At 42.5% G+C, this 26,674-nt stretch carries 21 protein-coding genes and 1 riboswitch; of the genes, 10 read left to right on the top strand and 11 right to left on the bottom strand.

The window, feature by feature from the left end; genetic code table 11:
* Positions 1–44 precede the first annotated feature (44 nt).
* The 8 genes from uvrB (at position 45) to WMO13_RS01395 (ending at position 12,110) form a co-directional block, all read left to right on the top strand.
* Entirely contained in the window at positions 45–2,087 is a 2,043-nt protein-coding gene (gene uvrB / locus WMO13_RS01430) for an excinuclease ABC subunit UvrB (protein ID WP_034855268.1), read from the top strand.
* A 127-nt stretch (positions 2,088–2,214) separates the two neighbouring features.
* Complete coding sequence (gene proC, locus WMO13_RS01425; protein WP_026878396.1) at positions 2,215–3,048, top strand: pyrroline-5-carboxylate reductase; 834 nt, start codon at positions 2,215–2,217, stop codon at positions 3,046–3,048.
* A 685-nt stretch (positions 3,049–3,733) separates the two neighbouring features.
* Positions 3,734–4,297: a YggT family protein gene (locus WMO13_RS01420; protein WP_051396094.1), complete on the top strand. Its 564-nt coding sequence runs from the start codon at positions 3,734–3,736 to the stop codon at positions 4,295–4,297.
* Positions 4,298–4,541: 244 nt separating this feature from the next.
* The gene (gene tadA / locus WMO13_RS01415) at positions 4,542–5,054 is read left to right on the top strand and encodes a tRNA adenosine(34) deaminase TadA (RefSeq protein WP_051396093.1); all 513 of its coding nucleotides are present in this window, start codon (positions 4,542–4,544) and stop codon (positions 5,052–5,054) included.
* A gap of 105 nt (positions 5,055–5,159) precedes the next feature.
* Entirely contained in the window at positions 5,160–6,293 is a 1,134-nt protein-coding gene (gene zapE / locus WMO13_RS01410; protein ID WP_026878393.1) for a cell division protein ZapE, read from the top strand.
* A 255-nt stretch (positions 6,294–6,548) separates the two neighbouring features.
* Positions 6,549–9,560 carry an FAD-binding and (Fe-S)-binding domain-containing protein gene (locus WMO13_RS01405; protein WP_026878392.1) on the top strand — a complete coding sequence of 1,004 codons (3,012 nt, stop codon included), beginning with the start codon at positions 6,549–6,551 and terminating at the stop codon, positions 9,558–9,560.
* A gap of 138 nt (positions 9,561–9,698) precedes the next feature.
* A complete protein-coding gene (locus WMO13_RS01400; RefSeq protein WP_026878391.1) occupies positions 9,699–10,667 on the top strand; it encodes an NAD(P)H-quinone oxidoreductase in 969 nt (322 codons plus the stop codon).
* Positions 10,668–11,024: 357 nt separating this feature from the next.
* Positions 11,025–12,110, top strand: a complete 1,086-nt coding sequence (locus tag WMO13_RS01395; protein WP_051396092.1) for a YeiH family protein — start codon at positions 11,025–11,027, stop codon at positions 12,108–12,110.
* 53 nt (positions 12,111–12,163) lie between these two features.
* Here WMO13_RS01395 and WMO13_RS01390 read toward each other — a convergent pair whose 3' ends face one another.
* The 11 genes from WMO13_RS01390 to WMO13_RS01340 form a co-directional block, all read right to left on the bottom strand.
* A complete protein-coding gene (locus WMO13_RS01390; protein ID WP_026878389.1) occupies positions 12,164–12,646 on the bottom strand; it encodes a methylated-DNA--[protein]-cysteine S-methyltransferase in 483 nt (160 codons plus the stop codon).
* 281 nt (positions 12,647–12,927) lie between these two features.
* A complete protein-coding gene (gene rlmN, locus WMO13_RS01385; RefSeq protein ID WP_051396090.1) occupies positions 12,928–14,109 on the bottom strand; it encodes a 23S rRNA (adenine(2503)-C(2))-methyltransferase RlmN in 1,182 nt (393 codons plus the stop codon).
* Positions 14,110–14,201: 92 nt separating this feature from the next.
* Positions 14,202–14,639 carry a nucleoside-diphosphate kinase gene (gene ndk / locus WMO13_RS01380; RefSeq protein ID WP_026878388.1) on the bottom strand — a complete coding sequence of 146 codons (438 nt, stop codon included), beginning with the start codon at positions 14,637–14,639 and terminating at the stop codon, positions 14,202–14,204.
* A 128-nt stretch (positions 14,640–14,767) separates the two neighbouring features.
* A complete protein-coding gene (locus tag WMO13_RS01375; RefSeq protein WP_026878387.1) occupies positions 14,768–15,712 on the bottom strand; it encodes an ABC transporter substrate-binding protein in 945 nt (314 codons plus the stop codon).
* A gap of 151 nt (positions 15,713–15,863) precedes the next feature.
* Positions 15,864–17,771, bottom strand: a complete 1,908-nt coding sequence (locus WMO13_RS01370) for a TonB-dependent receptor plug domain-containing protein (protein WP_026878386.1) — start codon at positions 17,769–17,771, stop codon at positions 15,864–15,866.
* Positions 17,772–17,794: 23 nt separating this feature from the next.
* Positions 17,795–17,921, bottom strand: a riboswitch (cobalamin riboswitch).
* Between the two features lie 147 nt (positions 17,922–18,068).
* The gene (locus WMO13_RS01365; RefSeq protein ID WP_245601137.1) at positions 18,069–19,166 is read right to left on the bottom strand and encodes a FecCD family ABC transporter permease; all 1,098 of its coding nucleotides are present in this window, start codon (positions 19,164–19,166) and stop codon (positions 18,069–18,071) included.
* A gap of 12 nt (positions 19,167–19,178) precedes the next feature.
* Complete coding sequence (locus WMO13_RS01360; RefSeq protein ID WP_026878384.1) at positions 19,179–19,922, bottom strand: ABC transporter ATP-binding protein; 744 nt, start codon at positions 19,920–19,922, stop codon at positions 19,179–19,181.
* Between the two features lie 132 nt (positions 19,923–20,054).
* Positions 20,055–20,993, bottom strand: a complete 939-nt coding sequence (locus WMO13_RS01355) for a TonB family protein (RefSeq protein WP_169727758.1) — start codon at positions 20,991–20,993, stop codon at positions 20,055–20,057.
* 13 nt (positions 20,994–21,006) lie between these two features.
* The gene (locus tag WMO13_RS01350; RefSeq protein WP_026878382.1) at positions 21,007–21,843 is read right to left on the bottom strand and encodes a hypothetical protein; all 837 of its coding nucleotides are present in this window, start codon (positions 21,841–21,843) and stop codon (positions 21,007–21,009) included.
* Positions 21,844–22,031: 188 nt separating this feature from the next.
* On the bottom strand, positions 22,032–24,005 hold the full coding sequence (locus WMO13_RS01345) for a UvrD-helicase domain-containing protein (protein WP_034855266.1): 1,974 nt from the start codon (positions 24,003–24,005) through the stop codon (positions 22,032–22,034).
* A gap of 16 nt (positions 24,006–24,021) precedes the next feature.
* Positions 24,022–24,996, bottom strand: a complete 975-nt coding sequence (locus tag WMO13_RS01340; RefSeq protein WP_026878380.1) for a KpsF/GutQ family sugar-phosphate isomerase — start codon at positions 24,994–24,996, stop codon at positions 24,022–24,024.
* 333 nt (positions 24,997–25,329) lie between these two features.
* Here WMO13_RS01340 and WMO13_RS01335 point away from each other — a divergent pair, with 333 nt between their 5' ends.
* Positions 25,330–26,280: an arsenic resistance protein gene (locus WMO13_RS01335; RefSeq protein WP_026878379.1), complete on the top strand. Its 951-nt coding sequence runs from the start codon at positions 25,330–25,332 to the stop codon at positions 26,278–26,280.
* Positions 26,281–26,331: 51 nt separating this feature from the next.
* Positions 26,332–26,562: a glutaredoxin family protein gene (locus tag WMO13_RS01330; protein ID WP_034855264.1), complete on the top strand. Its 231-nt coding sequence runs from the start codon at positions 26,332–26,334 to the stop codon at positions 26,560–26,562.
* Positions 26,563–26,674 lie beyond the last annotated feature (112 nt).

Below are 26,674 nucleotides of genomic sequence, written 5' to 3'. Positions count from 1 at the left end.
CTTACAATATTTCTTTCAATATCTTATAGATAATCGAGTTTAATATGGTGTCAGATCCAATCAATTTCAAGATTTCTACCCACTATTCTCCCGCCGGGGATCAACCTAAAGCGATTGAAGCTTTAACCGAGGGACTAGAGGACGGGCTTGCCTATCAAACACTGCTCGGCGTAACAGGTTCCGGGAAGACCTTTACTATGGCCAATGTGATTCAAAATACTCAAAGGCCGGCGATTATTCTTGCACCCAATAAAACGCTAGCGGCACAACTCTATGGTGAGATGAAAGAATTTTTCCCCAATAATGCCGTAGAGTATTTCGTCTCCTATTACGATTATTATCAGCCTGAAGCTTATGTGCCGGCCTCCGATACCTTTATTGAAAAGGATGCTTCTGTCAATGATCATATCGAACAGATGCGGCTCTCCGCCACTAAAGCAATCTTAGAGCGCCCTGATACCATTATTGTCGCCACCGTTTCTGCGATTTATGGACTCGGGGACAAGGATCACTATATGAGTATGATCCTTCACGTCACGAAAGGGGAAAGAATCGATCAGAGGGCGATTATTCAACGTTTAGTGGAACTGCAATATACGCGCAACGATACCGTTCTTGAGCGCGGAAACTTTCGGGTTCGCGGGGAAATTATCGATATCTTCCCAGCAGAGAGTGAGCGAGATGCGGTTAGAATCGAGCTATTCGATGATGAAATTGAGAATCTCTCCTACTTTGATCCGCTCACAGGTCACGTCTCACGCTCTGTAACTCGCTTAACTGTCTATCCTTCAAGCCACTATGTGACCCCGAAAGATCGGCTCTTAGCAGCAGTTGATGAGATTAAAGAGGAGCTTCGTCAACGCCTCGAAGTGCTTCGCGCCGACAATAAATTATTAGAAGCACAGCGAATCGAACAGCGCACTAAATTTGATATTGAGATGATGATTGAGTTAGGTTACTGCCAAGGAATTGAGAACTACTCGCGCTATCTCTCCGGTCGCAAACCCGGCGAACCGCCACCTACGCTCTTTGATTATCTACCCGAGAATGCCATTTTATTTGTGGATGAATCTCACGTCTCCATTCCGCAAGTCGGTGCAATGTATAAAGGGGATCGCTCCCGTAAAGAGACCCTTGTCAATTATGGATTTAGACTGCCCTCAGCCCTTGATAACCGCCCTCTTCGCTTTGAAGAATTTGAAGCGTTAATGCCACAAACGATTTTTGTGTCGGCCACACCAAGCACTTATGAAGCGGAACACGCTGATCAAGTGGTCGAACAAGTGGTGCGCCCAACGGGGTTACTCGATCCTATTGTCGAGGTTCGCCCGGCAGATACCCAAATTGATGATCTCTTCTCGGAAATTGCTCTAAGAACGGAAAAAGGGGAACGGGTATTAGTCACCACTTTAACCAAAAAAATGTCCGAAGATCTCACCGAGTTCCTCTCGGAACATCAGGTCAAAGTGCGCTATCTCCATTCTGATATTGATACTGTTGAACGAATGGAAATTATTCGAGATCTGCGTTTAGGCGTTTTTGATGTCTTAGTCGGCATTAACCTTTTGCGTGAGGGATTAGATATTCCGGAAGTCTCCTTAGTGGCGATTTTAGATGCAGATAAAGAGGGTTTTCTACGTTCAGAACGCTCATTAATCCAAACCATTGGCCGAGCCGCTCGAAATTCCGAGGGGAAAGCGATTCTCTACGGGAATAAGATCACCAAAGCGATGCGCTACGCCATTGATGAAACAGAGCGCCGGCGCAAACTTCAAGAAGAATTTAATACCGCGCACAACATCACACCACAAACCATTCGCAAAGCGGTTCAAGATGTGATGTACGATGCCCGAGATAACACACCTAAACAGGAATATCTCAAGGAATATCGAGGGAAATTAATTGTCGATGAAAAAGCGATCAAGCAAGAAGAAGCCTTCAGAGCGAATCCGAAACTATTGGCAAAACACTTACGGCAATTAGAGAAAGCGATGCTCAATCACGCGCAAAACCTTGAATTTGAGGAAGCTGCGCGAGTTCGAGATGAGATCGAGGATCTTAAACGTCATCTACTTGAGCTCTCATAATCGATGATGCTCCCTCAAGCCATCATCAGAGATGATTGTTGCAGTCATATAGAAAGATAGAGATATAAAAAATAAAATTTCAAAATAGAGTTTAAAAATAGATACAAAAAACAGATAAGGATTTTCTATGCGTTATAAAATTGGTTTTATCGGCGGCGGTAATATGTCCCAAGCAATTCTCTCAGGTCTCACAGCAAAGGGTTCCCCTTATGAGCTCTATGTATGTGATCGTAATGAGAATAAACGCCATTTCTTTACAGAAACACTCGGCGTTCAAGCGACTCACGATTATCGAGAATTTATCGAAACAGTAGATGTGATTGTCTTAGCAATCAAACCGCAAGGTTTTCCGGCGTTATTGGCGGAACTTAAACCGCTCATTAAGCCCCATCAGCTGATTCTCTCTATCGCTGCCGGTATTCCGATTGAAGCGATTGCTCGAGGTTTAGGGCAAGCAGACAATCAAATTGCGATCGTCCGCGCAATGCCCAATACGCCCTCTTCCATAGGCTTAGGCGCAACGGGCCTTTATGGGAATACGGCAACTAGTGATACACAAAAAGCCATTGTCTCAACGCTCTTTGAAAGTTGTGGCGTCATTACTTGGCTCCCATCTGAAGCGTTGATTTCGGCGGTTGTAGCGGTGTCAGGCTCAAGCCCTGCTTACTTCTTCTATATTATGGATATTATGACAAAAGTGGGCGAATCAATGGGATTAGATCCTGAAAGTAGTTTGATCTTAACTCAACAAGCAATGCTCGGTGCGGCTCGATATAGTCAAGAAGCCGGTATTCCGCTAGAAACCCTCAAGAAAAATGTGATGTCCCCTAAAGGTACCACAGAACAAGCTGTCTTTAGCTTAGAGAGAGATCATCTTGATGATGTTTTAAAACGTGCAATGCAAGCCGCTTACGATCGAGATCAAGTACTCTCAAAAGAGATTGGCGATACGATTGTCTAAGTTCTAAGCCATTCTAAAGCTGATTCACCGCCGGGGCGAATAATCCCATTATTGCTACAATCCCGCTCCGGCAGTTTCGGCACTCGTCAATGCCGAAAGGTTCACAATACGTTTAATTGCAGACGAAGAGATCCATCCGGTTGAGAGGCTTTGTGCTTCTCACTTGCGGGCGCGGGGTTTCTCTGGAATTGCAAGCATTCCCTCCCGCCACGAATCAGCCTTCACTAGAAACAACTCAAAAGATTAATCTCACCGCCGGGGCGAATGATCCCGTTCTTGCCACAATCCCGCGCCGGCAGTTTGGGCACTCGTCAATGCCGAAAGGTTCACAATACGTTTAATTGCAGACGAAGAGATCCATCCGGTTGAGAGGCTTTGTGCTTCTCACTTGCGGGCGCGGGGTTTCTCTGGAATTGCAAGCATTCCCTCCCGCCACGAATCAGCTTTCATTGGAAATAACTCAAAAGATTAATCTCACCGCCGAGGCGAACGATCCTGCTCTTGCCACAATCCCGCGCCGGTAGTTTCGGCACTCATCAATGCCGAAATAAAATCATCAGACAACACCTAAAAGCGGAAAAGTTTTCAGGCTTTTAATCAGAATACCTTATAATTGTGAATAATCAGCGTATCTCTCTAGCAGAGATGCTCCCTCTCTTTTAACTACAAGGTTCATAAGACAACGATGCTACAAAATATCTTCGAGTTTTTTATTGAGATCGCTTATAGCTTTGCGATGATCTTTATTCTGTTACGCTTCCTATTGCAGTTAGCGAAAGCGAACTTTTATCATCCGATTGTGCAGTCTATTGTGAAACTCACCAATCCCATCATTCTCCCGATTCGCCGAATTACGCCCATTGTCGGTAGTGCCGATTGGTCTTGCTTAGTGGCTGTAGCGATTCTAACGATTGTGAAATATCTGCTTCTAATACTCATCGGTGCTGTGTTACCGATTTCACCGCTCATATTAGTGGGGGTGATTCTGCTAGAAGTGATCCGTAATATTATCTATATCTATCTCTTTGCCTATATTATCCAAGCAATCAGCAGTTGGATCGGCTCATCTCCTCGGCAAAATGTCTTTTTGAGCCTACTCAATCAATTAACAGACCCGATTAATCGTCGCTTTCCGGTAAAATTACAAGCGGGGATGATCGATTTTCGCCCGGCAGTGATTGTGTTCCTGCTCTTTCTTGGACTTAATACCGTCAATTACTTCTATGCACAATGGGTGTTCTTTACCTAAACATCATAGAATCAGAATCATAAAATTAATCAACGCTCGATAATCCCTTTACGATGAAATAGATCATCTCTTTAAGGTTGATATCGAGCGTCTTTCATTATCTAGCCATTGTGATATAAAATAATGATTGAAAATCGGAAGTTAATTTATATTATTTTAATATTCAGTATAATAATGCTCTTCATTCATTTTCTGCCGATTCGTTTTCTCTTCTTAAGCATTGATGCAAACGTAAAGGATCTCTATGACTTTAACTGCTTCCCCGACATACGCTCCTGAAGAATTAGCGCAGCACGAACACTTTATGCGCGAAGCTTTAGTGGAAGCAAAAAAGGCAGAACATTTAGGGGAAGTTCCTATTGGCGCAGTGATTGTGCTAAATGGCGAGATTATCGCCCGCGGTCATAATCGCTCAATCATCGACCACGATCCAACCGCTCACGCTGAGATTGTGGCCATCCGAGAAGCCTGCCAAGTAATGCAGAATTATCGTCTTCCCAATACGACACTCTACGTAACGCTTGAACCTTGTACAATGTGCGCCGGAAGCTTTCTTCATAGTCGTATCGCAACTGTCGTCTACGGTGCTGGGGATTCCCGTAATGGTGCACTCGGCACCCATCTGAATGTCAATGATTACCAAGCTTTTAATCACAAAATCGAGATTATTCCCCGCATTTTAGAAACCGAATGTCGCACCTTACTGCAAGATTTCTTTCGGGCTCGGCGCCAGAAAACATCGATAAAGAACGAGTAATATTCTGATATCTATCAATTATATATCGATATATTTGTGGATATTTTTGAGTTTTTATAAATATATTCCGTTATAGTCAATAAAACACCAAGAGGATAAATAATAATGACAACTATCAAAGATGCATACTTTAAACTCATCGAAGAGAAAGGATTTAATGTCGATCCTGTACAGGTTTCGGTAGCGGAAGCCTATGATCGTTTAAAAGCTAAAATTATGCAGGATAAACCTGTGGCTAAAGAAGAGAAGCGCTCCTTTATGCAAAAGCTCTTTAAGCCTTTTGCTGAGACAGAAATGGAATATACCGATCCCCGTGGGCTTTATATCTATGGGCGTGTTGGACGCGGAAAAACCTTTCTAATGGATCTCTTCTACAACAATATTGATGTACCCAAAATTCGGGAACATTATTACCATTTTATGCAAGATGTGCATAAAAAAATGCGGGGTTATCAAGGGGCTGAAGATCCATTGAAATTAGTGGCCAAAGAGTTTGCCAAAGAGTGTAAAGTACTCTGTGTAGATGAATTTCACGTGATCGATATTACGGATGCGATGATTCTCTATCGACTGCTAGATGCGCTGCTCGCTGAGGGAATCTTCTTTATTACCACATCGAATAGAGAGCCTGATGAGCTCTATAAAAATGGCCTACAAAGACAACAATTTTTACCGGCCATTGAGATTATCAAGAACCGCCTTGAAATAATTGTTCTCGATACCGAGCAAGATTATCGTATGCGCCATATCGAGAGTGCCGATGTCTGGTTTGTGGGTGATACTGAAGCACAGGAGGCCCATTTTAGAAAACAGTTTGAAGAGATTGTCGGTACCACAAGTGAGCCTATTACACTCGATGTCAATGGCCATCCTTTTACGATGATCGAAATGGGGAATGATTGCGCTTGGTTTACCTTTGAAGAGGCTTGTAAAAAAGCCCGCTCTTCACAAGACTTCATCTATTTAGCCTCTATTTTTGAAACGGTCTTCTTTAGTGGTTTACCACAATTGACCCGCTTCTTAGAGAATGAAGCCCGGCGGTTTGTGATTATGATCGATGAATTTTATGACCAAGGCGTTAAAATCGTCATCGGTTCAGATGTTCCTATGGAAAAACTCTATGAGCCAAAAGGGGAAAAGGCGCTCGATTTTGAATTTGACCGCACAATTAGCCGACTCATTGAGATGCAATCACAGGATTACCTCGATCAACCTAAGCGGGCAACGGGTAAGGCGTAGTTGTCGCTACGATCATTGCAACCGTTGCATCCCTCATTCAGTACATAATTTTAGAATAAGCGCTGCTTAAAAACGCAATAAAAGGAATGATATTCAATGTCATTCCTTTTTTGTTTCCATTATTTTCATTGAAATGATTTCGATCACTCTTATAATGCTTGATAAGAAGAATGATGCGCTAGCCGTGAGTGATGCGAAAGCCCATTCTCCAATAACAACAACCCTATCGTGTTACTTGAGCAGAAAAGAGAGATTATGACACAAGCAATTAGAGATCAGCGATCAGCGAATATGCAGGCAGATATAGCAACATTTATAATCGCTTTAAAAGCAACTGAATTTACCGGCGATATTGAATCTCAATATGGCCAACGTCTAGTCTCGGCAAGCGATAACTCAATCTACCAAGTGGTGCCGGATCTTCTGCTCTTCCCTCGTAATAATGAAGATGTTGCCATTGTTCTCAAGCTCCTTAATGAACCCCAATTTCAAGTACTCTCCCTTACAACTCGAGGCGGGGGCACCGGTACGAATGGGCAATCACTCAATCGTGGAATTATTCTAGATCTCTCTCGTCACCTCAATCAAATCCTCCATTTTGATGAAGAGAAGCGCCTCGTAACGGTACAAACTGGTGTTGTAAAAGATCAGCTTAATGCGTTTTTAAGACCATTAGGCTATTTTTTTGCACCTGAGCTCTCTACCTCAAATCGAGCCACTATCGGCGGAATGATCAATACAGATGCTTCTGGTCAAGGAAGCTGTGAATATGGGAAAACAAGTCAACACGTTAGAGGATTACACGCTTATAGTATCGGCGGTGAGTTAATTACAACGGGTCCACATCAAGCCTCGCCTAAAAGTGAGGCACTACAAGCAACGCTATCGGCGCTTTTAATACCTAACCGGGCAGAAATTAGCGCCCATTTCCCCCCTTTAAACCGCTTTATTACCGGTTATGATCTCGATCATTTTACACAAGATCATAGCGATGATCATAATGACGATCATCATAATGGCAATTATAATAGTAGCAGTAACCATTGCAGTAAGTTGAATCATATTCTCTGTGGTTCAGAGGGGACGCTCGCAGTGATTACCGAGGCAACGCTCAATGTGCTCCCGATTCCTAAAGCAACGGCACTGGTACTTATTAGTTATGATGACTTTATCAAAGCACTAGAAGATGCGCCCTATCTGATGCAAGCGATTCCAAAGCCGACTTCTATTGAAGTAATTGATAACATTGTGATGGAAATAGCTAAGAATGATTTTATCTGGGCCACTACAGAGCAATATTTTACCGGCATTGATTATGCAAAACTCAAAGCGATTCAACTAGTGGAATTTAATGCCGATGATGAGGACACCTTAACTGCAAAGGTCGATGCCTTTATGACCTATATGGCTCAAATGGAAAATCCGCATCGTCTCTCTATTCGGCCCTTACACGGGAAAAAAGCGGTCAATGAGATCTATGGATTACGTAAACGAGCCGTTGGGCTGTTAGGCGCAGTTCAAGGGAATCGCCGCCCCATTCCTTTTGTAGAAGATACCGCCGTTCCGCCTGAAAATCTTGCCCCTTTTATTACCGAGTTCCGCGCAATTCTCGATAAAGCAAACGTTCGCTATGGAATGTTTGGTCATGCCGATGCCGGCGTGATTCATGTACGCCCTGCACTTGATCTAAAATTAGCGGAAGATCGCCCTCTGATTCGGGCGATTTCCGATCAAGTCTTTGCGCTTTGTATGCAGTATGGCGGTGCACTTTGGGGTGAACACGGAAAAGGGGTTCGTTCAGAATATGCACAATCTTTCTTTGGAAAGCTCTACCCGCTGATTCAACAAGTGAAAGCCACTTTTGACCCGCATAATCAGCTCAATCCCGGCAAAATAGCCTCTCCTCATCAAGAGGCGCTTTTGAAGATCGATGAGGTACCTCTTCGCGCCGATTTTAATCAGCAGATTCATAGCCATTATTGGGCCGAAGCAGCTTATCAGACGACCCTCTATTGTAATGGTAATGGTGCTTGTTTCAATTATGATCTTGATGCGGCGATGTGCCCTAGCTATAAAGCCACTCGTGAGCGCATCTACTCCCCTAAAGGTCGAGCAGAATTGATTAAAGAGTGGTTACGACAACGGTCACACAATATTGAGAATCGCCCATTTGAAGCTGAAGTTTATCAATCGCTCTCACTCTGTTTGAGCTGTAAATCTTGCGCTGGGGAATGTCCTATTAAGGTGAATATTCCGGCAGCGAAATCCCAATTTTTAGCGCAATATTATCAAAAACATCCTCGACCATTGCATGAAAAACTTCTGATTAGTAGTGAAAAAATGGCCGTTACGAGCAATAAAGTTCGCTCTATCTATAACTTTATGGCCGGCAACAAGTGGGGACAGAAACTCTTTGCTAAAGCGGGATTAGTGGATCTCCCGAAATTAGAAAGAGCGAATTATCAATCTGCACACAAGCTATACACAGAGTTATCCACAGATAATATCCAATTATTGGCAGCGGTTGAGCAGAAAGAGAATGCGGTTGTCATCGTACCTGATTCGTTTTTTATGTTTTATGATGCCACTACGTTCAATGGAATTATCCAATTATTAAATGCTCTCGGCATTGAGGTCTTTATCGCTCCGTATCAACCTTCTGGCAAAGTAGCGCATGTTTATGGTGCGCTCAAACAATTTGAAGCTGAAGCAATGGCACAACATTCGCTGCTTGAAAAAATTGCTGGCTATGGAATTGCTTTAGTGGGCATCGAACCACCGATCACTCTGACCTACCGCGAAGAGTATCCCGCCATTGGTTTAAAAACAGTGCATGTGGCACTGATTCAAGAGTGGCTCAATCGTTATCTGGCACAAAAAGCTGCCTCTAACTCTCTGCCCCAAATCAAACTTCAAGAGCGATTACAACTTCTAAGCCACTGTACCGAGAAGACCAATGCAACTCATGCACCTAAAGCTTGGCAACAACTCTTTGCTCATTTTGGTCTATCGCTAGAACTTGTTAAAAGTGGCTGTTGTGGAATGAGTGGGGGCTTTGGTCATATCAAAGAAAGCCTGCCTCTTTCTGAAAAAATCTATCAACAATCTTGGGCACCTATTGTTGCAGACAGTCAGAAAGAAGGCGCTCAAGGGGAAAAGGTGACACTTCTTGCCACCGGTTCTTCTTGTCGTACGCAAGTGAAACGCTTTGATCAAGTCACTATCGTTCATCCATTAGTGAAATTACAGCAACTCCTTGCACAATAACTCATTTAATCCTGTTACTATAGGAACTATGAGTCATCAATATTGAGCCAAGATTTCTCAATACCTTTTAGTACAATAGGTAAATATAGAATCCCTTACCATTTTGTATCAAAAAACGTGCATTAAAAAGGAGAGAAGATGAAAGCAGTAATCTTAACAGAATTTGGTAATCCATCCGTATTGAAACTGGGAGAGAAACCTCGTCCTGAGTTACGCCCTAATGATATTCTCATCAAAGTCAAAGCAGCCGGCGTTAATCGCCCTGATGTCATTCAACGTAAAGGCTACTACCCAGCACCTGAAGGAGAACCTCAGGATATCTTAGGATTAGAGGTTGCCGGCATTGTAGAAGAGGTGGGTAGTGAGGTTACCCGCTGGAAAGTGGGCGATGAAGTCTTTACCCTCATCGGCGGTGGCGGTTATGCAGAATATGTCCGCGTTGATCAATATCTTGCGCTTCCTAAACCCAAAAATTTAAGCTTTATCGAAGCAGCAAGTCTACCTGAAACCCTCTATACCGTGTGGAGCAATGTCTTCCAACGAGGTGGTCTTAAAAAAGGGGAAAAATTCCTCGTACATGGTGGCAGTAGCGGCATTGGTATTACAGCTATTCAATTAGCGAAAATCATCGGTGCTGAAGTCTATACAACGGTTGGCAGCCAAGAGAAACAAGACGCGGTTAAAGCCCTCGGCGCAACGATTGCTGTCAATTATAAAGAGGAAGATTTCTTAGACGTTCTCAAAGCAATCGGAATGGATGTGATTCTTGATATGATCGGGGGTGATTATTATGAGAAAAATATTGATCTGCTCAATCCTGATGGTCGTCTTGTCTATATCAACTCAATGGGCGGCGCGAAAGTCACTGCGAATCTGATGAAGATTATGCAAAAACGCCTCACCGTCACCGGTAGTACACTGCGCGCCCGGGAATATGCCTTTAAACGAAGCCTTACTGAAGATATTACCCGAGATCTGTTACCGATCTTAGAAGCAGGTCACTTCAAACCGGTCATTTATCAAACATTCCCCTTAGCTGAGGCGGATAAAGCCCATGCATTGATGGAATCGAGTGAACATATTGGTAAAATTGTCTTAGAAGTGTAGGAATAATTGAATAATTCACCTCTTCCATAATACTTTCATATAGATAAATCAAGCGTTTCTCACACGTATGAGAAACGCTTTTTTAATCGGGCTTTACTGAAACTTTTACTTCTTATCAAAAAAGCGTAGCATAAAGGTCAGTTATACAATCATGTATCTAATCTTAAAATCGTATTATATAGTAAATTTGGTTTAAGAAAACATAAAACCGTACTAAACAACACTTGCAAGATGCCGGATAGAACAGCTTCCTTACTTGTTACAACTGATGTGCCGGCATTTCAATCAGCTTATTTTAAACCGATCTTACTATAAATACTATATTAACCCACTCTCTTGAAATTCTCCTGACCGATTATGTCCCTACTTAAATACCCCTCATTTATCCCTAAACCTCAAGAAATTCCTGGTATTCTCCCTGGATTAACGATTAGCTGTATCACTGCTCTCATTGCGATGTTGCTTGCTATGTGGGTTCCGAATATTGGGGCGGGCCCTATTGCGATTGGTATTGGTATTTTAGCCGGCAATCTCTATTTTAAACAACCGATCTTAGCACAAGGGACCAAATTTTCAGAAGGCCGATTATTAGAGTATGCCATTGTCCTATTAGGATTTTCCGTAACCTTTGAAACGCTTGCCCACTTAGGCTTTGCCGGTACGCTCTATATCATTCTACAAATTAGTAGCACCATCATTTTGGCACTTCTCATCGGCAAGTTATTACGCTTTAGTAAAAATTATGCGTTATTAATGGCAGCCGGAAATGCGGTCTGTGGTTCGTCAGCTATCGCTGCTGTTGCACCGGTTATTCGCGCTAAAGATGCTGAGCGGGGCCTTATTATCACGATCGTCAATTTAATGGGCACCATCATGATGTTCCTCTTACCGGTTATTGCGCTCTATGCCTATGATAGTAAACTACTTCAAGGAGCATTTATTGGCGGCATTTTACAATCTGTCGGTCAGGTAATCGCTAGTAGTAGTATGCTCGGCGGTGAAGTAATGCGGGATGCAACGCTCTTTAAAATTATGCGAATTGCCTCTCTGATTATTATCGTACTGCTCTTTCATCGTCTAGCACAAAATAGCCATCAAGCCCCTCAATCACAGGAATCACAGGAATTGAACAAGGAAAATAACGTCGATCATGGTGCCGCACCGCGTTCTTTCCCCCATCTCTTTAAACTGATTCCTTGGTACCTATTTGGCTTTATCATTGCCTGTGCTCTCAATTCTCTCTCATTAGTCTCTGACGCTATTGTTGCTGTGCTCCTTAGCTTTAGTCATGCCTTTGAAGTCATTGCCCTTGCCGCCATTGGTCTACGACTTAACTTTATGCTTCTAAAACAACAAGGGGGAAAACTTGCACTCTATGCACTGCTTCTTGGAACAGGACAAATCATTATGGCACTCCTATTAATTGGTCTCTTTTTGGGATAAAGAGTATTATTTGAGACTCATTTCTCAAGGATACTTCTATCTTAAGATCTCTTTTAAAAGAGCGTATCTACAACACCTTCTAGCGCCAACAATTCCCGTTTAATGGCAACGCCGCCACTATAACCGCCTAAGCTGCCATCTGCCTGAATCACCCGATGACAAGGAATGATAATCGGCAATGGATTTTGACCATTAGCCCCACCCACTGCACGCACTGCTTTAGGATTATTAATCATCATCGCTAAAGTTTTATAGCTAATAGTCTGACCATAAGGAATCTGTTGTAAGGCTTGCCAAACTTGTTGTTGAAATGCGGTGCCATCACTCAAATCTAAGGGAACGGTAAATTGCACCTCTTCACCTTGAAAATAGCGTAATAACTCTGTAATCGCCGTTTGTAAATATTGACCGAATACCGGATTAAACTGATCTCCTATCGGTAAAGGGGCATACTGTTTCTGCCAGCGGATTTTCGTGGTCAATTCAAGGCTATTATTCGATAATCCTCGCTTTTGTCGTAATGATTGTTTTAACATCGTCTGCTTCAGATGACTCTTCGAGAATAGCGGTGCAATGCTGGGATCATTTTCCCGTATTTGCGGATAGAGCCCTTCGATATCGAGGGCTTTAAGCCCATTTTCACCCAATAAAAAACCAACCTCTCCCTGTGAGAAAGGTTGGTAATAGTAAACTATCAATGCTTCTTGCTTCATATTATGCTCGCGATATAAGACTCCTTTAAGACTTTTATCGTACAGCAATATTCCTGAAAAACCTATCAGCAACCTTATGAAAAGTTCCTGAAAAACAGTTCCGGCTACGCAAGTTCAGTAACCAATGCTTCTTGAGTCAAGTCCTTTTGAGCCACTTCTCCTTGAACCACTTCTTCTTGACTAATAGTCCGCTTAGTCCGATCTTTGACGCGCCCTGCTAACTGCCCACAAGCCGCATCCACATCGTCACCGCGCGTTTTACGAGTTACCGCAACTAAGCCATAGCCCATTAGGATTGAGCGGAAGTGATCAATCTGTTTACGATCTGAGGTTTGGTAATCAACGCCATCAAATGGATTAAAAGGAATTAAATTTACTTTACCCGGAATATTCCGAATCAGGCGTGCAAGCGCATGGGCATCTTCATCGCGATCATTAACGCCTCTCAAAAGCACATATTCCCAAGTAATCTTCTTATTGGTTCCATCAATATAGTTGCGACAAGCATCGAGTAGCTCATTAATCGGATATTTTTGATTAATCGGCACTAACTCATCTCGTAACGTATTGTAGGGTGCATGCAGTGAAATCGCTAAGGCGACATCGATATCTTCCTTAAGACGATAGAGCGCCGGGACAACGCCGGAGGTACTTAAAGTTACGCGGCGTTTAGATAGACCAAAGCCATAATCATCAAGCATAATCTTCATCGCTGAAACCACATTGCGATAATTGAGTAGAGGCTCACCCATCCCCATAAAGACCACATTAGTGACTTTACGAGGGGTAAAATTATCGATCTCTTCAAAATCATTTAAGAGCAATTTGGCAATCATCAACTGCCCTACGATCTCTTCTACCGCTAAGTTACGATTAAATCCTTGTTTCCCTGTTGCACAGAAAGAGCAATCTAATGCGCAGCCTACCTGTGAAGAGACACAGAGCGTACCGCGATCATCTTCCGGAATATAAACCATCTCAATCGAGTTACCTGAATCTAAACGAATCAACCATTTACGGGTACCATCTTCTGAGAGATGATCCAGCACCACTTCCGGCAATGATAAGGTCGTAATCTCTTTGAGTTTTTCCCGTGTTTTTTTGGAAACATCGGTCATCTCATCAATCGAACGAACACCTTTATGATAGAGCCACTTCATAATTTGTGTGGCACGATAAGGTTTCTCGCCGATTGAGAGGCAAAATTCTTTTAAATCGTCAAACGTCAAACTATAGAGATTAGTCTGAGGTTTGGCATTTTCAACTTTGATATTAACGTCTAACATCAATTATTCTTCTATCCTGTAATTCTAGGGATTGCCGAGTAGCGCATACGCTTATCATAGACGCTACCCGAACAGATCACCAATAATGGCAATTATGCACACACTTTTGGTGCACCCACTACATTAGGACCGAAGAAGTATTCGATTTCAACTTTTGCAGTTTCAGGTGCATCTGAACCATGAACGGCATTAGCATCAATTGATTCTGCATAATCGTGACGAAGCGTACCCGCTAATGCATCTTTAGGGTTAGTTGCACCCATTAAATCACGATGTTTAGCAATCACGTTGTCGCCTTCTAATACAGAGATCACAACTGGACCTGAGATCATGAATTCAACTAAGTCGTTGAAGAAAGGACGCTCTTTATGTACTGCGTAGAAACCTTCCGCTTCTTCACGTGTTAAATGCGTCATTTTAGCTGCAACAATTTTGAAACCTGCTGCTTCAAAACGTGAATAGATTGCGCCAACCACATTTTTGGCAACTGCATCTGGCTTAATAATTGATAAAGTTTGTTGTTTACTCATGATAGACTCCTACAACGAATTTGTTTAAGAATAAAGGGGCTTAGTCTAGCATATTTGCAAAATGTCTACTTAAAAATATGACGAATATCAAGTGACATTAAGCAATATCCCACGCCAAAAATGATTGATCACTCCGTTTTTTCTCGCTGATCGCCATAGACTAACTGGCTTAATGTTTCTCCTAATTGCTCCATTGCTGCAACAGACGGAATTTGTGTATAAAACCCTCGAATCTCATAGACGTGTGACTGCTGAACAGCCTTAACGCCTGACAGAAATTCCCATTTAGGATGAATATTTTGTACCTCTAACACATTATAAGGTTGCTCAGGATCGGTAATCAGGCCATTGAGAATAAAGATCCATTCCGGATTTAAGAGAGAAATGGCTTCCCTCGTTAATTCTGGTGCATTAAGCGAACCTAAATAGACATTCTCCATTCCTAGTGTTTCTAATAACTCTCCATGAAAGCTCCGCCCTGCTGCTAATCTTGGCAAAATTTTCTCAGAGCTCTCGCCATAATTATAGAGAATTAAAACCTTAGGATGATCCGTCACATTCTGTGGGACTTTGTGCGCTAAAAACTCTTTTAACGTTAAGCCATCGATCACAATCTCCCCTTCACAGTAATGCCCAATCTCCTGTTTTGCTCCCTCCATTTCATCTAAGGTATCAAGCGCAAAAGCACGATTCTTAATTCCCAAAGAATCGAGACGTTGAGAAATAGGATTATTAGGCATCCCTTCAAGAAAGACGATATCTGGCCGCAGCGACATGATTTTTTCAATATTCAAATCAAAGTAACCCCCTACTAATTCCCGATCTTTTTTCTCAGGTAATTTGCAATAACGGGTCGCGCCGATCACATTATCCTCTAGCTTAAGATCCATCAAAATATCGCTAATCGCCGGCGATATTGAAACAATCCGCTGACAATTTAAGCTCTCCCCTTTTGGTAAAACTAAGTTTTCCGCTTGTGCAAATTGTGCAACAAACAGAAGCATCCCCAAAGCGAACCATTTCCCGATCTGTATCCATCTCTTTTTCACGATATTAATCACCTTATTGGTCATTGATGATCCCCCTATTCTACTCGCCTTTCTAACCGCATTAAACAGAATTTACCCTTATTTCGCATTCTCGATATAACAAAGAGGCTAACGATCACGATGACCCTTAGCCTCCTCTTATTTCCTAGTATCTGCGACTATGAATGGTCATTCATTACAAATCAATATTCATTCCCACATAGGCAGTGCGACCATTTTCACGGTAACCTTTCGCAAACTCATAATCTTTATCAAAGAGATTTTGAATCTTCGCATCTACGCTGAATCGGCGATTGATTTTATAACTACCGGCAATATTAAATACGGCAAAACTTGAGAGTTCTATATCTTGATTATTCTTCTCATCCTGACGTTTGCCATAGTAAGTTCCTGAAGCATTTAAAGTAATAGCTTCAATCGGTTTATAAGTTACACTAGCCGTAATTTGATGTTTCGGACGACGAAGCATTTTTTTATATTGGCCTCCCTCTTTTTTTTGTTTAGCATCAAGATAAGTATAACTACCGGATAATCCCCATTGATCATTAATTTCTACAGATCCAACGATTTCAAAGCCGGATATTTTCGCTTTACTCAAGTTCTCATATTTCCATTGAGTACTACTGTCATTAGTAAACATATTTTTATAACGAGTATCAAAATAACTCAACGCAATTAAGCTATTTGTAGTTGGCTTCAATTCCACACCAATATCAAACCCCTTACTTGTTTCAGGCTTCAAATCTCTATTACCGGCAAAAGTATCGAAAAGTTGATAAACATTAGCAGAAGTAAACCCTGTCCCAAAACTTCCTTTGATAGCAACCATCTCATTAAAATTATAACGAGAAGTTAAACGATACGTCGTTTTGCTTCCTGCAATAGAGTTTTTATCATACCGAATGCCAACTGTATTAAAGAATTTATCAGCAAAATTAAGTGATTGCTCAACATAAATACTCTTAGTATTTTGCGAATGGTTCACCCTATCGCTACCAGATCCCTGCTCTTTTTGATAAGCAAAACCAAATCGTGTTGCAAAGTCTTTATAGAACGTGAGTTCATTATCAAAATTGATCGTTTGAGTCTTTCCTCGGAAACGATAATAAGCCGGTGCAGAACCTGTTGCAGGTAGCCCCCACACCCCAATATCATTACTCGTATAATTATCCCTGTGGATTTGGGTCAAAGCATAGGACAATGTTGATGTCCATTGATCTTCAAAAAATGAACCATTTAAAGCTAGTCGTCCTGTAAATAATTTCGACTTATTATAATCATTGTATGGGTCCCAATAGTAATTAGAAAAATCACTATCATATTCAGAGTAACGATTGTTATAAGTTAAAGCTAAATCAACATCAAAATTCTCATTCAAAAGATAGTTAAACCGACCTGATAATTGGCGATTTTTATTTCGATCTTTATCATATTGTTGTGCGGGCTTATTTTCTCGAGTAGAAATATCAATACCTCGAGTATTATCAATTAATCCACCTAAAGAATATCGAAAATCCCCTACTGCTCCTGTTGTAGTCGCACTTACTTGTATGGTCCCATGAGATCCCGCCATCAAGCGCAATCTAGTTCCCGGTTTATTCAAATTATTAGTAAAAATTTGAATGACGCCGCCCATTGCAGAACTACCATAAATAGAACTTTGAGGACCTTTCAATACCTCAATTCGATCAACATCTAAAAGTGATCCTAATAAAGAAAAATCTACTGTTCTACCTGTGCCTATTGGATCGCCTAAAGGTACCCCATCGACTAATACTAAAGTATTTGCACTATTTGCACCTCGCACAAAAATAGAACTTGGTCCACTATTACTATTTTGACTTAAAATAACACCCGGCTGTGCCGCTAGGGCTTCTGTGGCTGAATGGTATTGGCGATTTTCAATCTCTTGCTGATTAATGACGATGGTTTGGCTACCCACTTCGCTTAATAGTGTAGGGGTTTTATTAGCGGTAAAAACAATCTCATCACTTTTTTCTGTAACGGCGACATTTTGTGCGAATGCGGTGGATGAAAGGATAGCAAAAAGAGCAAGCGCAGTGCGCTTTTGGGGAAATTTCATAGATGTGAGCCTCTTAAACCTCGAGAGTAAATAAAGGGCTAGGTGGTGTCTGACTTAGATTACTACGATAAAAATCGCGATAACTTCACAGTGGCGGGTCCGTGAGGGAATTTCACCCTGCTTCCCGAGCCTAACCTCGAATAGGATAGATCATCAAAGATCTTGGCCTGTAATAATAGCAATAATCACTATTTATACAAGCCTATATAGATCATATTTTCCTTAAATCACTCATTTAAGCTTATAAAGTCCAATGATGTTTAAGCTATTTCTTCCTCAATCAGTGACCCCTAACCGCTACTTTGGTTTCACAAAATGCGCTTGTCGCTGTTTTTTAAGCAGAATATAGAGGAAAAAGGGTGCTCCAAAAATCGCGGTAACAACCCCCACAGGGATCTCAGCAGGTCGTAGCAACAAGGAACCAATGGTATCTGCTAAAATCAGAATCGTACCTCCAAGCAGAATGGAAGCCGGGATTAACCAACGATGATCTGCGCCAAACAATTTACGAACAACGTGAGGGACCAACATTCCCACAAAACCAATGGGTCCGGTTAACGCGACAAAAATCCCAGTCATCAAGCTCACCACAAGAAAGAGAAAGCCCATTGTTTTACTGCTATCAACACCGCGGGTAAAGGCGACGACTTCTCCTTGTTGCAGTAGATTAAGCTGCCCTGAAAAGAGGCTAATAATGGTAAGCCCAACGATAGTGACCAAAAGTAATTGCCACAATTCTGTCAATGAAATCATCGAAAACCGCCCCATCATCCAACTCATCATCGCTAATGCCGAAGAGGATTTTCCAAGCGATTGGAGTAACATCAAAATGCTTGAGATAAAGAACGTTAAAATCACGCCCATCAATAATAACTTCATTGGATCGGCTTGCCGGCGAAAATGCATCGTATAAATCAGTAACGTGATTAAAGTAGCGCCTAAAAAGGCGGCAAACGAGATCCCGCTGATTAGGCCAAGCGTAAAACTGAGCCCCAAATAGATATAGATCGCGGCGCCTAAACTTGCACCGGCAGCCACCCCTAACGTAAAGGGTTCTGCTAATGGATTACGTAAAATTGCCTGAAATACTAAGCCTGATACAGAGAGCCCTGCACCTACGCACCACGCGGCTAACATTCTCGGGAAACGCATTTGCCAAAATATGGCCGATTGCTCGCCCCAAGGGGTGATAAAGGTTAATCCAAACATCGGCGCAATCATAATCACCAATAACGATAAGCCGAATAGTGCGATTAATAATCGTAATTTACGAATATTAGCTAAATGCAATGAGTGAGCGGTATTCGCTGATAACATTGTTGAGAGATCTCCCCCGTCCTCTTGCAAGTTTGTCGATTGCGAATCTCTGTCGGCCTGATGAATCTGCTTTTTCATAGATGAGATCCTTTAAAAGTAGCGGGTAACGCCATCGTGATCGAGCGCTGTAAAAGCATAATCAAAAAGATGCGAAAGAAGCACTCTATTTAAGGTGGAAGACCGTTCGCCAAAAGCCACCATTTCCCCCCCTTTTAATGCCAAAATATGGGTATATTGCATTAAGCCATTGAGGTCGTGAGTGATTGAGAGAATTGTTTTATCTGTCAATTGCGCCAATAATTGATTAAAGGCTTCTCGGTATTTGGGATCTAAAGCGGCATTGACTTCATCTAAAAAGATCACCGGCGTCTCTTGTGCAATGGCCCCTGCCATATAGACCCGTTGCTGCTCTCCACCACTTAAACTCTCTAAAGTGCGATCCGCAAACTCCAAAGCGCCGCTCATCAGTAATGCTTGTTCAATAATTTGCCGATTCTCTAATGCCGAAGTGGCGTAAGGATATCGGCTTAATAAGCACCATTCCCAAGCGGTTGTTCCCTCGGCCGGTTGCTGTTGTTGACCGATATAACTGAGAAATCGTGCTCGTTGAAGCAATGTCATCGACTCAAAGGATTGATGATTGAGCTGATAACGATCAAACCCTGCCGGGATTAAGCCGGCAAGTGCACGCAACAAGGTGCTTTTCCCAGAACCATTCGCCCCAATAATCGCAACTCTTGCTCCTTTCGGGATCGATAGCGCCGGAATCTGTAACACAGCTTGACCCGTTGATAACACGACTTGTAGATTCTCAACCTCTAAAGCGAATGGCATCTATGCCCCTTTTTCTCTCAACGATGAATGAAATGATCTCTTCAATATTATCTGTTCAATGAATGGTTGCAATAAATTGTTGCAATGGATCGGTTCAAAAACATTATGATTCAAACGGCTTTCCCAATTTTCTTAGCGCAATTGAAATCGAATGGGCTTCAAACGAAGCCCTTGCGCCGGAATTTGTGTTGCCGGCAATGATTGAACCGCCTTACTCACAGACTCAAGCGCACAGCGATCTAATCGTGGAAACCCTGAGCTCTCTTCTAATTGGGGGACAATGCGATCTCCTTGACGTTGCAAACGAATATAGACAACACCCTCCTCGCCCCGGCGCTTTGAAGCTTCAGGATAACATCCTTGAATCGAACGGTGAATACCACCCGTTAATCGATCTGCTAAAGGATCCCCTTGTACCGGCGCTGCACTCATTGAATTAATATCACCACTCCCCTCTCGGCGACCAGCTTTCAGTTCTCCTGAGTTTTTTGATTGTGCCGGCGATTGTGTCGGTTTTGAAATAGATTTCGAAGTCGGTTTTAGAGGTGCTGTTGTTGCAGATTCAGTAATGGGTTTCTCTTCCTTTCGCGACTGATCCGCTAGCGCTTGCGATAATTGATCTTGCTTCGATTGTTGATTATTCTCGGCATCAGGTGTTACTAAGAGTTCTTCATATTTTACCACCTGAACTCTATCCTCATTGTTGATATCACTCTCTGTACTGATCATCGTTATTGCAGGATCAGATTGAGATTGTGGTGTGGATAGCTCCTGATTATCAGTCGATATCAGCGATTGATCCTCTAATTTTGCTTTCTCTCTTTTGTTGATTTTATCTGATCTATGTTGCTCATCTGATCGATCCGCATCGGCTACCATCTTCTCCCCTTGCGCTTCCGCTTGATCCGCACCCTCAGCAGTGAGCATCTGTACAAGAAGATACTCCGGGTGATACTGCATCGCACCGGCATTACTCGAGGATAGCGTGAATAAAATTGGTGCATTGCGCCAGATATACCACAGTACGCCACCGTTTAAGGTTATGGATGCGATCAATGCAATTATCACCATTCCCCGATGCATTCTATCGCCCTCGTAGTGGCGCAATGAACTCTAAGAAATGGTCATAATGGGTAAAGTATTCCATTGGAATTGAGTACAGCATCACCTTTATCGCACCGTAAAAGGTGAAAGCACAAAATAGCAGTAAGAGCCCTATTGCACTATATTTGATGAATTGATAACTCACCGATTTCGAGGCCGATAATGCTGAAACTGATGATGCTAGAACTGATGAGCTAACTACTTGCGATCGATCATCTGATCGTTTTGGAAGCAGCAATGCCGAGAGCCATAACAACATATAGCCCCCTAATAAAAGATTGAGATAGATCTTCTGTTGTAATAGCGCAATCCACGCTGGCGGAATGAGCTGTTCAAAACGGATCTCTGTGGGCGCTTTGATAAATTGTTTCAATTTTGCCGAAAATAATAGCAGTGAACTGCCCTGAAAAGCAAGATAGATCCGATATCCTAGGTAAATTAAGAGCCCATAAAAGAGCAGTAACAGTAGTGCGCCTAATGAAGTAGGCAATATCGTCGCTTTAATACGGCAGAGATAGAGATAACTCCAACAAAGGGCAAAAATCAGAAAGAGCCCCGCCCATAAATATTTCAGCTGAAAAAATTGCGTTAAAAGCGCTAAGATTTCCCTCATTCCGATAGATTCTATCGATGCGCCTAATGGTAATTTCGCTTGTAGAAATCGGTAGAAACCGTAAGTAATTGCGAGGATTGTCAATCCCATCACCAACAGTAGCAAGAGATTATAAAGACTATATCGCCCTACACTTAAAGAGCGCCATAATGCCCTAGATCGACCCTCTGCAGAATGATGATCAGGATCAGTAGAATAATTCATAGTGGAATCAGTAGCAGTCAGGGACTTGCATCTATCCCCCTTTCTCATTGTGCTTATCTCTGCCATTCTCTCCCCTCACTATTCTCTACTATTGCTAATATCGTTAGTTTCTAGACTGACCTTTAGAAACGATAGCCCTATCCGCGATAGAATTATTCACAATAGAACGCTCTCGATTCGCTCCAATTTTACCGCTCTAAGTTATTGAGCATCGCCTGTAAGCCCGCTAAAGTTTGCGCAGTATTTTGTCGCATCTCCTCTTTTGACGGGCCTTTATCTCGATTATGCCAGATAATATTTCCCTCAGGTAGCTCTTCTAAGAAACGGCTCGGTTTACAAGACTCCCATTCGCCATAACGCTTACGTTGCCGGCAGAATGTGATATCGAGTTTTGCTCTTGCTCTTGTCACCCCGACATAAAAGAGTCGGCGCTCCTCTTCGACCATATCATTATCGATACTATTACGATGCGGTAAAATATCTTCCTCTAAGCCTACCATAAAGACATAAGGAAATTCCAAGCCCTTAGCACTATGTAGCGTCATTAAGGTTACCGCATTCTCCTCCTTCTCTTCACTCTGATTCTCTAAGATAGAAATTAAGGTTAAATGCGATAAGATATCCGATAACGCGCCCCGCTCTCCGGCAAACCATTCCCGTAATGCATTGACGCTATTCATCTTCCGTTCAAATGCTTTCGGCGAAGTAGATTGCTCCCGAAGATAATTCTCATAGCCAATAGCGTGAATTAATTTATCGAAGAGATTCTCTACATCCATCTCATATTTCGCAAGCCCTCGAATCGTGTGGGCAAAAGTGGCGCATTTTTGGGCATTCTTACCCACAAAGCTGCTTAAATGAGGATGTTCTAACGCTTCAAAAAGCGTAAGCTGATGCGTTTGAGCAAATTCAGTGATTTTTTTGAGGGTTACTGCACCAATCTCCCGCTTAGGGATATTGATAATCCGCAGTAACGAAGGATTATCTTCAGGATTCATAATGAGCTTAAGATAAGAGAGCAGATCTTTAATCTCAGGTTGCTGAAAAAAGCTCGTCCCCCCCACAACTTTCACCGGAATGCCTCGCATTCTTAGGGCCATCTCGAAAATACGCGCTTGATGATTCCCCCGGTAAAGCACCGCATATTGAGTATAATCTTTGCCGTGTAACATCGTATCGTGGGCAATCGTCGTTGCCACATATTCCGCTTCCGCCTCGGCACTTTTAAATTCACGAATGGCGATCTTCTCGCCCTCTCCAAGATTAGACCAGAGGGCTTTCTCATAGAGATGCGGATTGATCGCAATCACGTGATTTGCGGCTTGTAGAATATGACCAGTAGAGCGATAATTTTGCTCCAATTTAATGAGTGTTAAATCCGGAAAATCGACTTTAAGTTGATGCAAATTCTCAGGACGCGCCCCGCGCCAAGCATAGATCGACTGGTCATCATCCCCCACAACCGTTAAATGCCGCCCAGGGCCGATTAAGAGTTTAACCAATTCATATTGGCATAGATTCGTATCTTGATATTCATCCACCAACATATAGCGAATGGCTTGTTGCCAATAATCTCTTACTTCCGGAAACTGCTGCAGTAACTGCATTGGCAGCAGAATTAGATCATCAAAATCAATGGCATTATAAGAGAGTAGCTGTGCTTGATAAGTCTCATAAAGTTCAACTAACCGTATCTCAAACTCATCTGCTGCGGCCGCTTTCAAAGAGTCGAACGTTCGCATATCATTTTTCCACATCGAAATGCGATCGAGTGCTAATTTAGCGGTATCAAGACCGCCCTCCAATAGTGAATCCATCAATTGCAACGTATCTTTTTGATCATAGATCGTAAAGCCCTTACGAAGCCCTAAATGTGAGCCGTGCCGTTTTAAAATCGATAACCCAAGTGTATGAAACGTGGAAACCCGTACCTTTTTTCCTTGAGAATAACCAAGCGTTTGCCCTAAACGATCCGCCATCTCTTTAGCGGCTTTATTCGTAAAGGTAACCGCATAGATGGAGCGAGGATCGTAAAACTCTTTCTGCACAAGATACTTAATCTTCTCCGTAATGACCCGCGTTTTACCAGAACCTGCGCCGGCGAGCACCAGCAGAGGCGTATGAATATGATTCACGGCACTCGCTTGCTCCGGATTGAGCATTAATCTTCCCACAGCGTTAAATCACTCTTGCTTGTAATAGATGATGCATATTAATCAGCCCCAACACCTTGCCATTCTCCACAACTGGCAGCGCAGTAATGCGCTTTGTTTCCATCAGGTGTACCGCATCTACCGCAAGCGCATCCGGCGCGACCTTAAAGGGCGCTACCGTCATACAATCAGCCAATGTTAAATCGTGAATATCTCGTCCTGTCATCAATGAACGGCGCAGATCCCCCTCTGTGAAGATGCCTTGCAACATCCCCTCATCATCCATTGCCACCGCAGCCCCGAGTGGCTTTTGTGTCATTGCCAATAAGGTATCGGTCAAAGTTGTATTAGCAGGTAAGGCGGCAAGCTCCGTTAAAGGTGCCATAATATCTGCAACCCGTAATAGCAAGCGTCGCCCTAATTTCCCGCCAGGATGTGAAAAAGCAAAGTCTTCTGAAGTAAACCCACGCATCTCTAAGAGTGTGACTGCAATCGCATCTCCCATTGCAAGCGCCGCCGTAGTACTCGCTGTAGGGGCTAAATTCAGTGGACAAGCCTCTTTCTCAACACGGACTAATAGATGAAAATCCGCCATCTTCGCCAGTGTTGAAGCCTCATTCCCAGTTAAGGCAATAAGGGGGATATTACGACGGGCAATAATCGGTAAAATGGCAATAATCTCATCGGTTTCCCCCGAATTTGAGAGCGCAAGCACCACATCTTCCGGCGTTAACATTCCTAAATCTCCGTGGCTTGCTTCCGCAGGGTGTACAAAAAACGCCGGTGTACCGGTACTTGCTAAAGTTGCGGCAATTTTACTACCAATATGCCCTGATTTCCCCATTCCGCTGACAACTACGCGACCTTTGCAATTTTTTAACAATTCACAGATCGCAATAAAATTAGCATCAATCTGTGATTGCAGTTTTAATACGGCATCCGCTTCAATAGTTAATACTTCCTTAGCGCTAGCAATATAATCTTGTGCTGACTCATTCATCTTGAGAATCCTTTTGATTGTTTGATCCTATCTGTCGCAATGTTTGACCATATATAATAGCCATCATTCTGCAAAATCCAATGATCGACAAAGTTGAATCATTTTTTCATAATTTTTGCCAATTATACCCGAAGCCGATTTAATACGCAGATCTGTTATTACTCTCCCCATTTATAATGCAACTATTTCACTTGATTTACCAAATAGTTACAAAACACTTCCGTTTCTGCGTTAAACACTCAATAATATTCAAAAATATCACTCAGCAAAAGATGATTTTATAAACCTCTTAATGAATGGGATCATAATAGATGCCACTGAAGGAAATATTAGATGTTAGAAAAAATCGAAGAGCGACAAACCCTGATCTATGCCGTGACTATTGTGGTTGCGATTATATTCGCCCAATGGATTTCGCCTCAACTACAAAACCATTTACAAGTAGCGATTACGCCGGCATTAGCGGGATTGATGTTTGCGATGTTTGCTCAGATTCCTTTTCTTCAATGGCAAGAATCATTAAAAGCACGGCGTTTCTTCCTACTACTACTTATCAGCAACTATATTGCGGTTCCGCTCATTGTTTGGGGTTTACTAAAAATATTGATGCCGGATACGACATTGATCATCGGGATATTACTCGTACTCCTCACACCTTGTATTGATTATGTCGTGGTCTTTACCAAGCTCGGTAAAGGGGATGCAAGCTTAATGCTCAGCGCAACCCCGCTCTTATTTATTACCCAAATTATTCTTCTACCACTCTATCTATCTCTCTTTTTAGGCAGTGAAATTCTCTCAATTTTGGCGATTCAACCCCTCATTGAAACATTTGTTTATATGATCGTTTTACCCTTTATCTTTGCCTTGTTACTGCAATGGTGGGCACAAAAATCTCCATTGGGGGCAAAACTCCATCAATCATCCGCTTGGCTCCCTGTCCCGCTAATGGCGCTTGTGCTATTCCTCATTATCGCCACGCAAATGCCACTGATTTGGCAAAATCGAACGCTTCTAATCCAACTGATCCCCATCTATATTAGCTTTATGGTTCTCACGGCTTTGATCTCCTATGGGCTTGGAAAATGGCGCAAGCTTCCGGCAATTCAGATTCGCACACTGATCTATAGTAGTGGTACTCGCAATTCCCTTGCCGTACTCCCCTTTGCCTTTGCGCTTCCGCCGGCGATACAAGGCTTAGTCGCAGCCACTATTGTGACACAAACCTTAGTGGAACTGATTGGCGAGCTCGTTTATACTCAAATCACGCCTAAAATTCATTAATATCCATTCAATATTCACTAACACTTATTTCGGTAAAAAAGCAGGATCTTTATGATTACACTCTATAGCACCCTCGATTGCCAACTGTGTGAAGCGGTGGAAGATCGCTTACAAGCAGCCGGCATTCCCTATCAATATATCGATATTTCAGAGGATGATACCTTGATTGACGCTTATGGTTGGTTTATCCCGGTGATTGAATGGCAGGGTCAGATCTATAAAAGTCCGCTCGCACTAGATGAACTGATTCCACAAATCATTGCCTCGCAATCAGCTCAATAAAGATAATCTCGATTTGATTCTTTCATAAAAATATTACAAAAAAGATTTAAAATATTGCAAAAATGTATTATAAATAGAGTCAATGATTTAAGATCCCGCTCTTTAGGGATTC

The organism is Ignatzschineria larvae DSM 13226 (assembly GCF_038500265.1).
Classification (GTDB): Bacteria; Pseudomonadota; Gammaproteobacteria; order Cardiobacteriales; family Wohlfahrtiimonadaceae; genus Ignatzschineria; species Ignatzschineria larvae.
Note: the sequence above shows the minus strand (reverse complement) of the source record. Positions and strands in the feature narration are given on the sequence as shown.

Bases quoted from the DNA above. Each gene is read 5' to 3' on its own strand.
- WMO13_RS01405 (WP_026878392.1), top strand. From the start codon at position 6,549: ATGACACAAGCAATTAGAGATCAGCGATCAGCGAATATGCAGGCAGAT.
- uvrB (WP_034855268.1), top strand. From the start codon at position 45: ATGGTGTCAGATCCAATCAATTTCAAGATTTCTACCCACTATTCTCCC.
- WMO13_RS01395 (WP_051396092.1), top strand. From the start codon at position 11,025: ATGTCCCTACTTAAATACCCCTCATTTATCCCTAAACCTCAAGAAATT.
- WMO13_RS01365 (WP_245601137.1), bottom strand. From the start codon at position 19,166: ATGAAAAAGCAGATTCATCAGGCCGACAGAGATTCGCAATCGACAAAC.
- zapE (WP_026878393.1), top strand. From the start codon at position 5,160: ATGACAACTATCAAAGATGCATACTTTAAACTCATCGAAGAGAAAGGA.
- WMO13_RS01400 (WP_026878391.1), top strand. From the start codon at position 9,699: ATGAAAGCAGTAATCTTAACAGAATTTGGTAATCCATCCGTATTGAAA.
- rlmN (WP_051396090.1), bottom strand. From the start codon at position 14,109: ATGTTAGACGTTAATATCAAAGTTGAAAATGCCAAACCTCAGACTAAT.
- tadA (WP_051396093.1), top strand. From the start codon at position 4,542: ATGACTTTAACTGCTTCCCCGACATACGCTCCTGAAGAATTAGCGCAG.
- WMO13_RS01355 (WP_169727758.1), bottom strand. From the start codon at position 20,993: ATGGTGATAATTGCATTGATCGCATCCATAACCTTAAACGGTGGCGTA.
- WMO13_RS01390 (WP_026878389.1), bottom strand. From the start codon at position 12,646: ATGTTAAAACAATCATTACGACAAAAGCGAGGATTATCGAATAATAGC.
- WMO13_RS01360 (WP_026878384.1), bottom strand. From the start codon at position 19,922: ATGCCATTCGCTTTAGAGGTTGAGAATCTACAAGTCGTGTTATCAACG.
- WMO13_RS01375 (WP_026878387.1), bottom strand. From the start codon at position 15,712: ATGACCAATAAGGTGATTAATATCGTGAAAAAGAGATGGATACAGATC.
- WMO13_RS01330 (WP_034855264.1), top strand. From the start codon at position 26,332: ATGATTACACTCTATAGCACCCTCGATTGCCAACTGTGTGAAGCGGTG.
- ndk (WP_026878388.1), bottom strand. From the start codon at position 14,639: ATGAGTAAACAACAAACTTTATCAATTATTAAGCCAGATGCAGTTGCC.
- WMO13_RS01350 (WP_026878382.1), bottom strand. From the start codon at position 21,843: ATGAATTATTCTACTGATCCTGATCATCATTCTGCAGAGGGTCGATCT.
- WMO13_RS01370 (WP_026878386.1), bottom strand. From the start codon at position 17,771: ATGAAATTTCCCCAAAAGCGCACTGCGCTTGCTCTTTTTGCTATCCTT.
- WMO13_RS01345 (WP_034855266.1), bottom strand. From the start codon at position 24,005: ATGCTCAATCCGGAGCAAGCGAGTGCCGTGAATCATATTCATACGCCT.
- proC (WP_026878396.1), top strand. From the start codon at position 2,215: ATGCGTTATAAAATTGGTTTTATCGGCGGCGGTAATATGTCCCAAGCA.
- WMO13_RS01340 (WP_026878380.1), bottom strand. From the start codon at position 24,996: ATGAATGAGTCAGCACAAGATTATATTGCTAGCGCTAAGGAAGTATTA.
- WMO13_RS01420 (WP_051396094.1), top strand. From the start codon at position 3,734: ATGCTACAAAATATCTTCGAGTTTTTTATTGAGATCGCTTATAGCTTT.
- WMO13_RS01335 (WP_026878379.1), top strand. From the start codon at position 25,330: ATGTTAGAAAAAATCGAAGAGCGACAAACCCTGATCTATGCCGTGACT.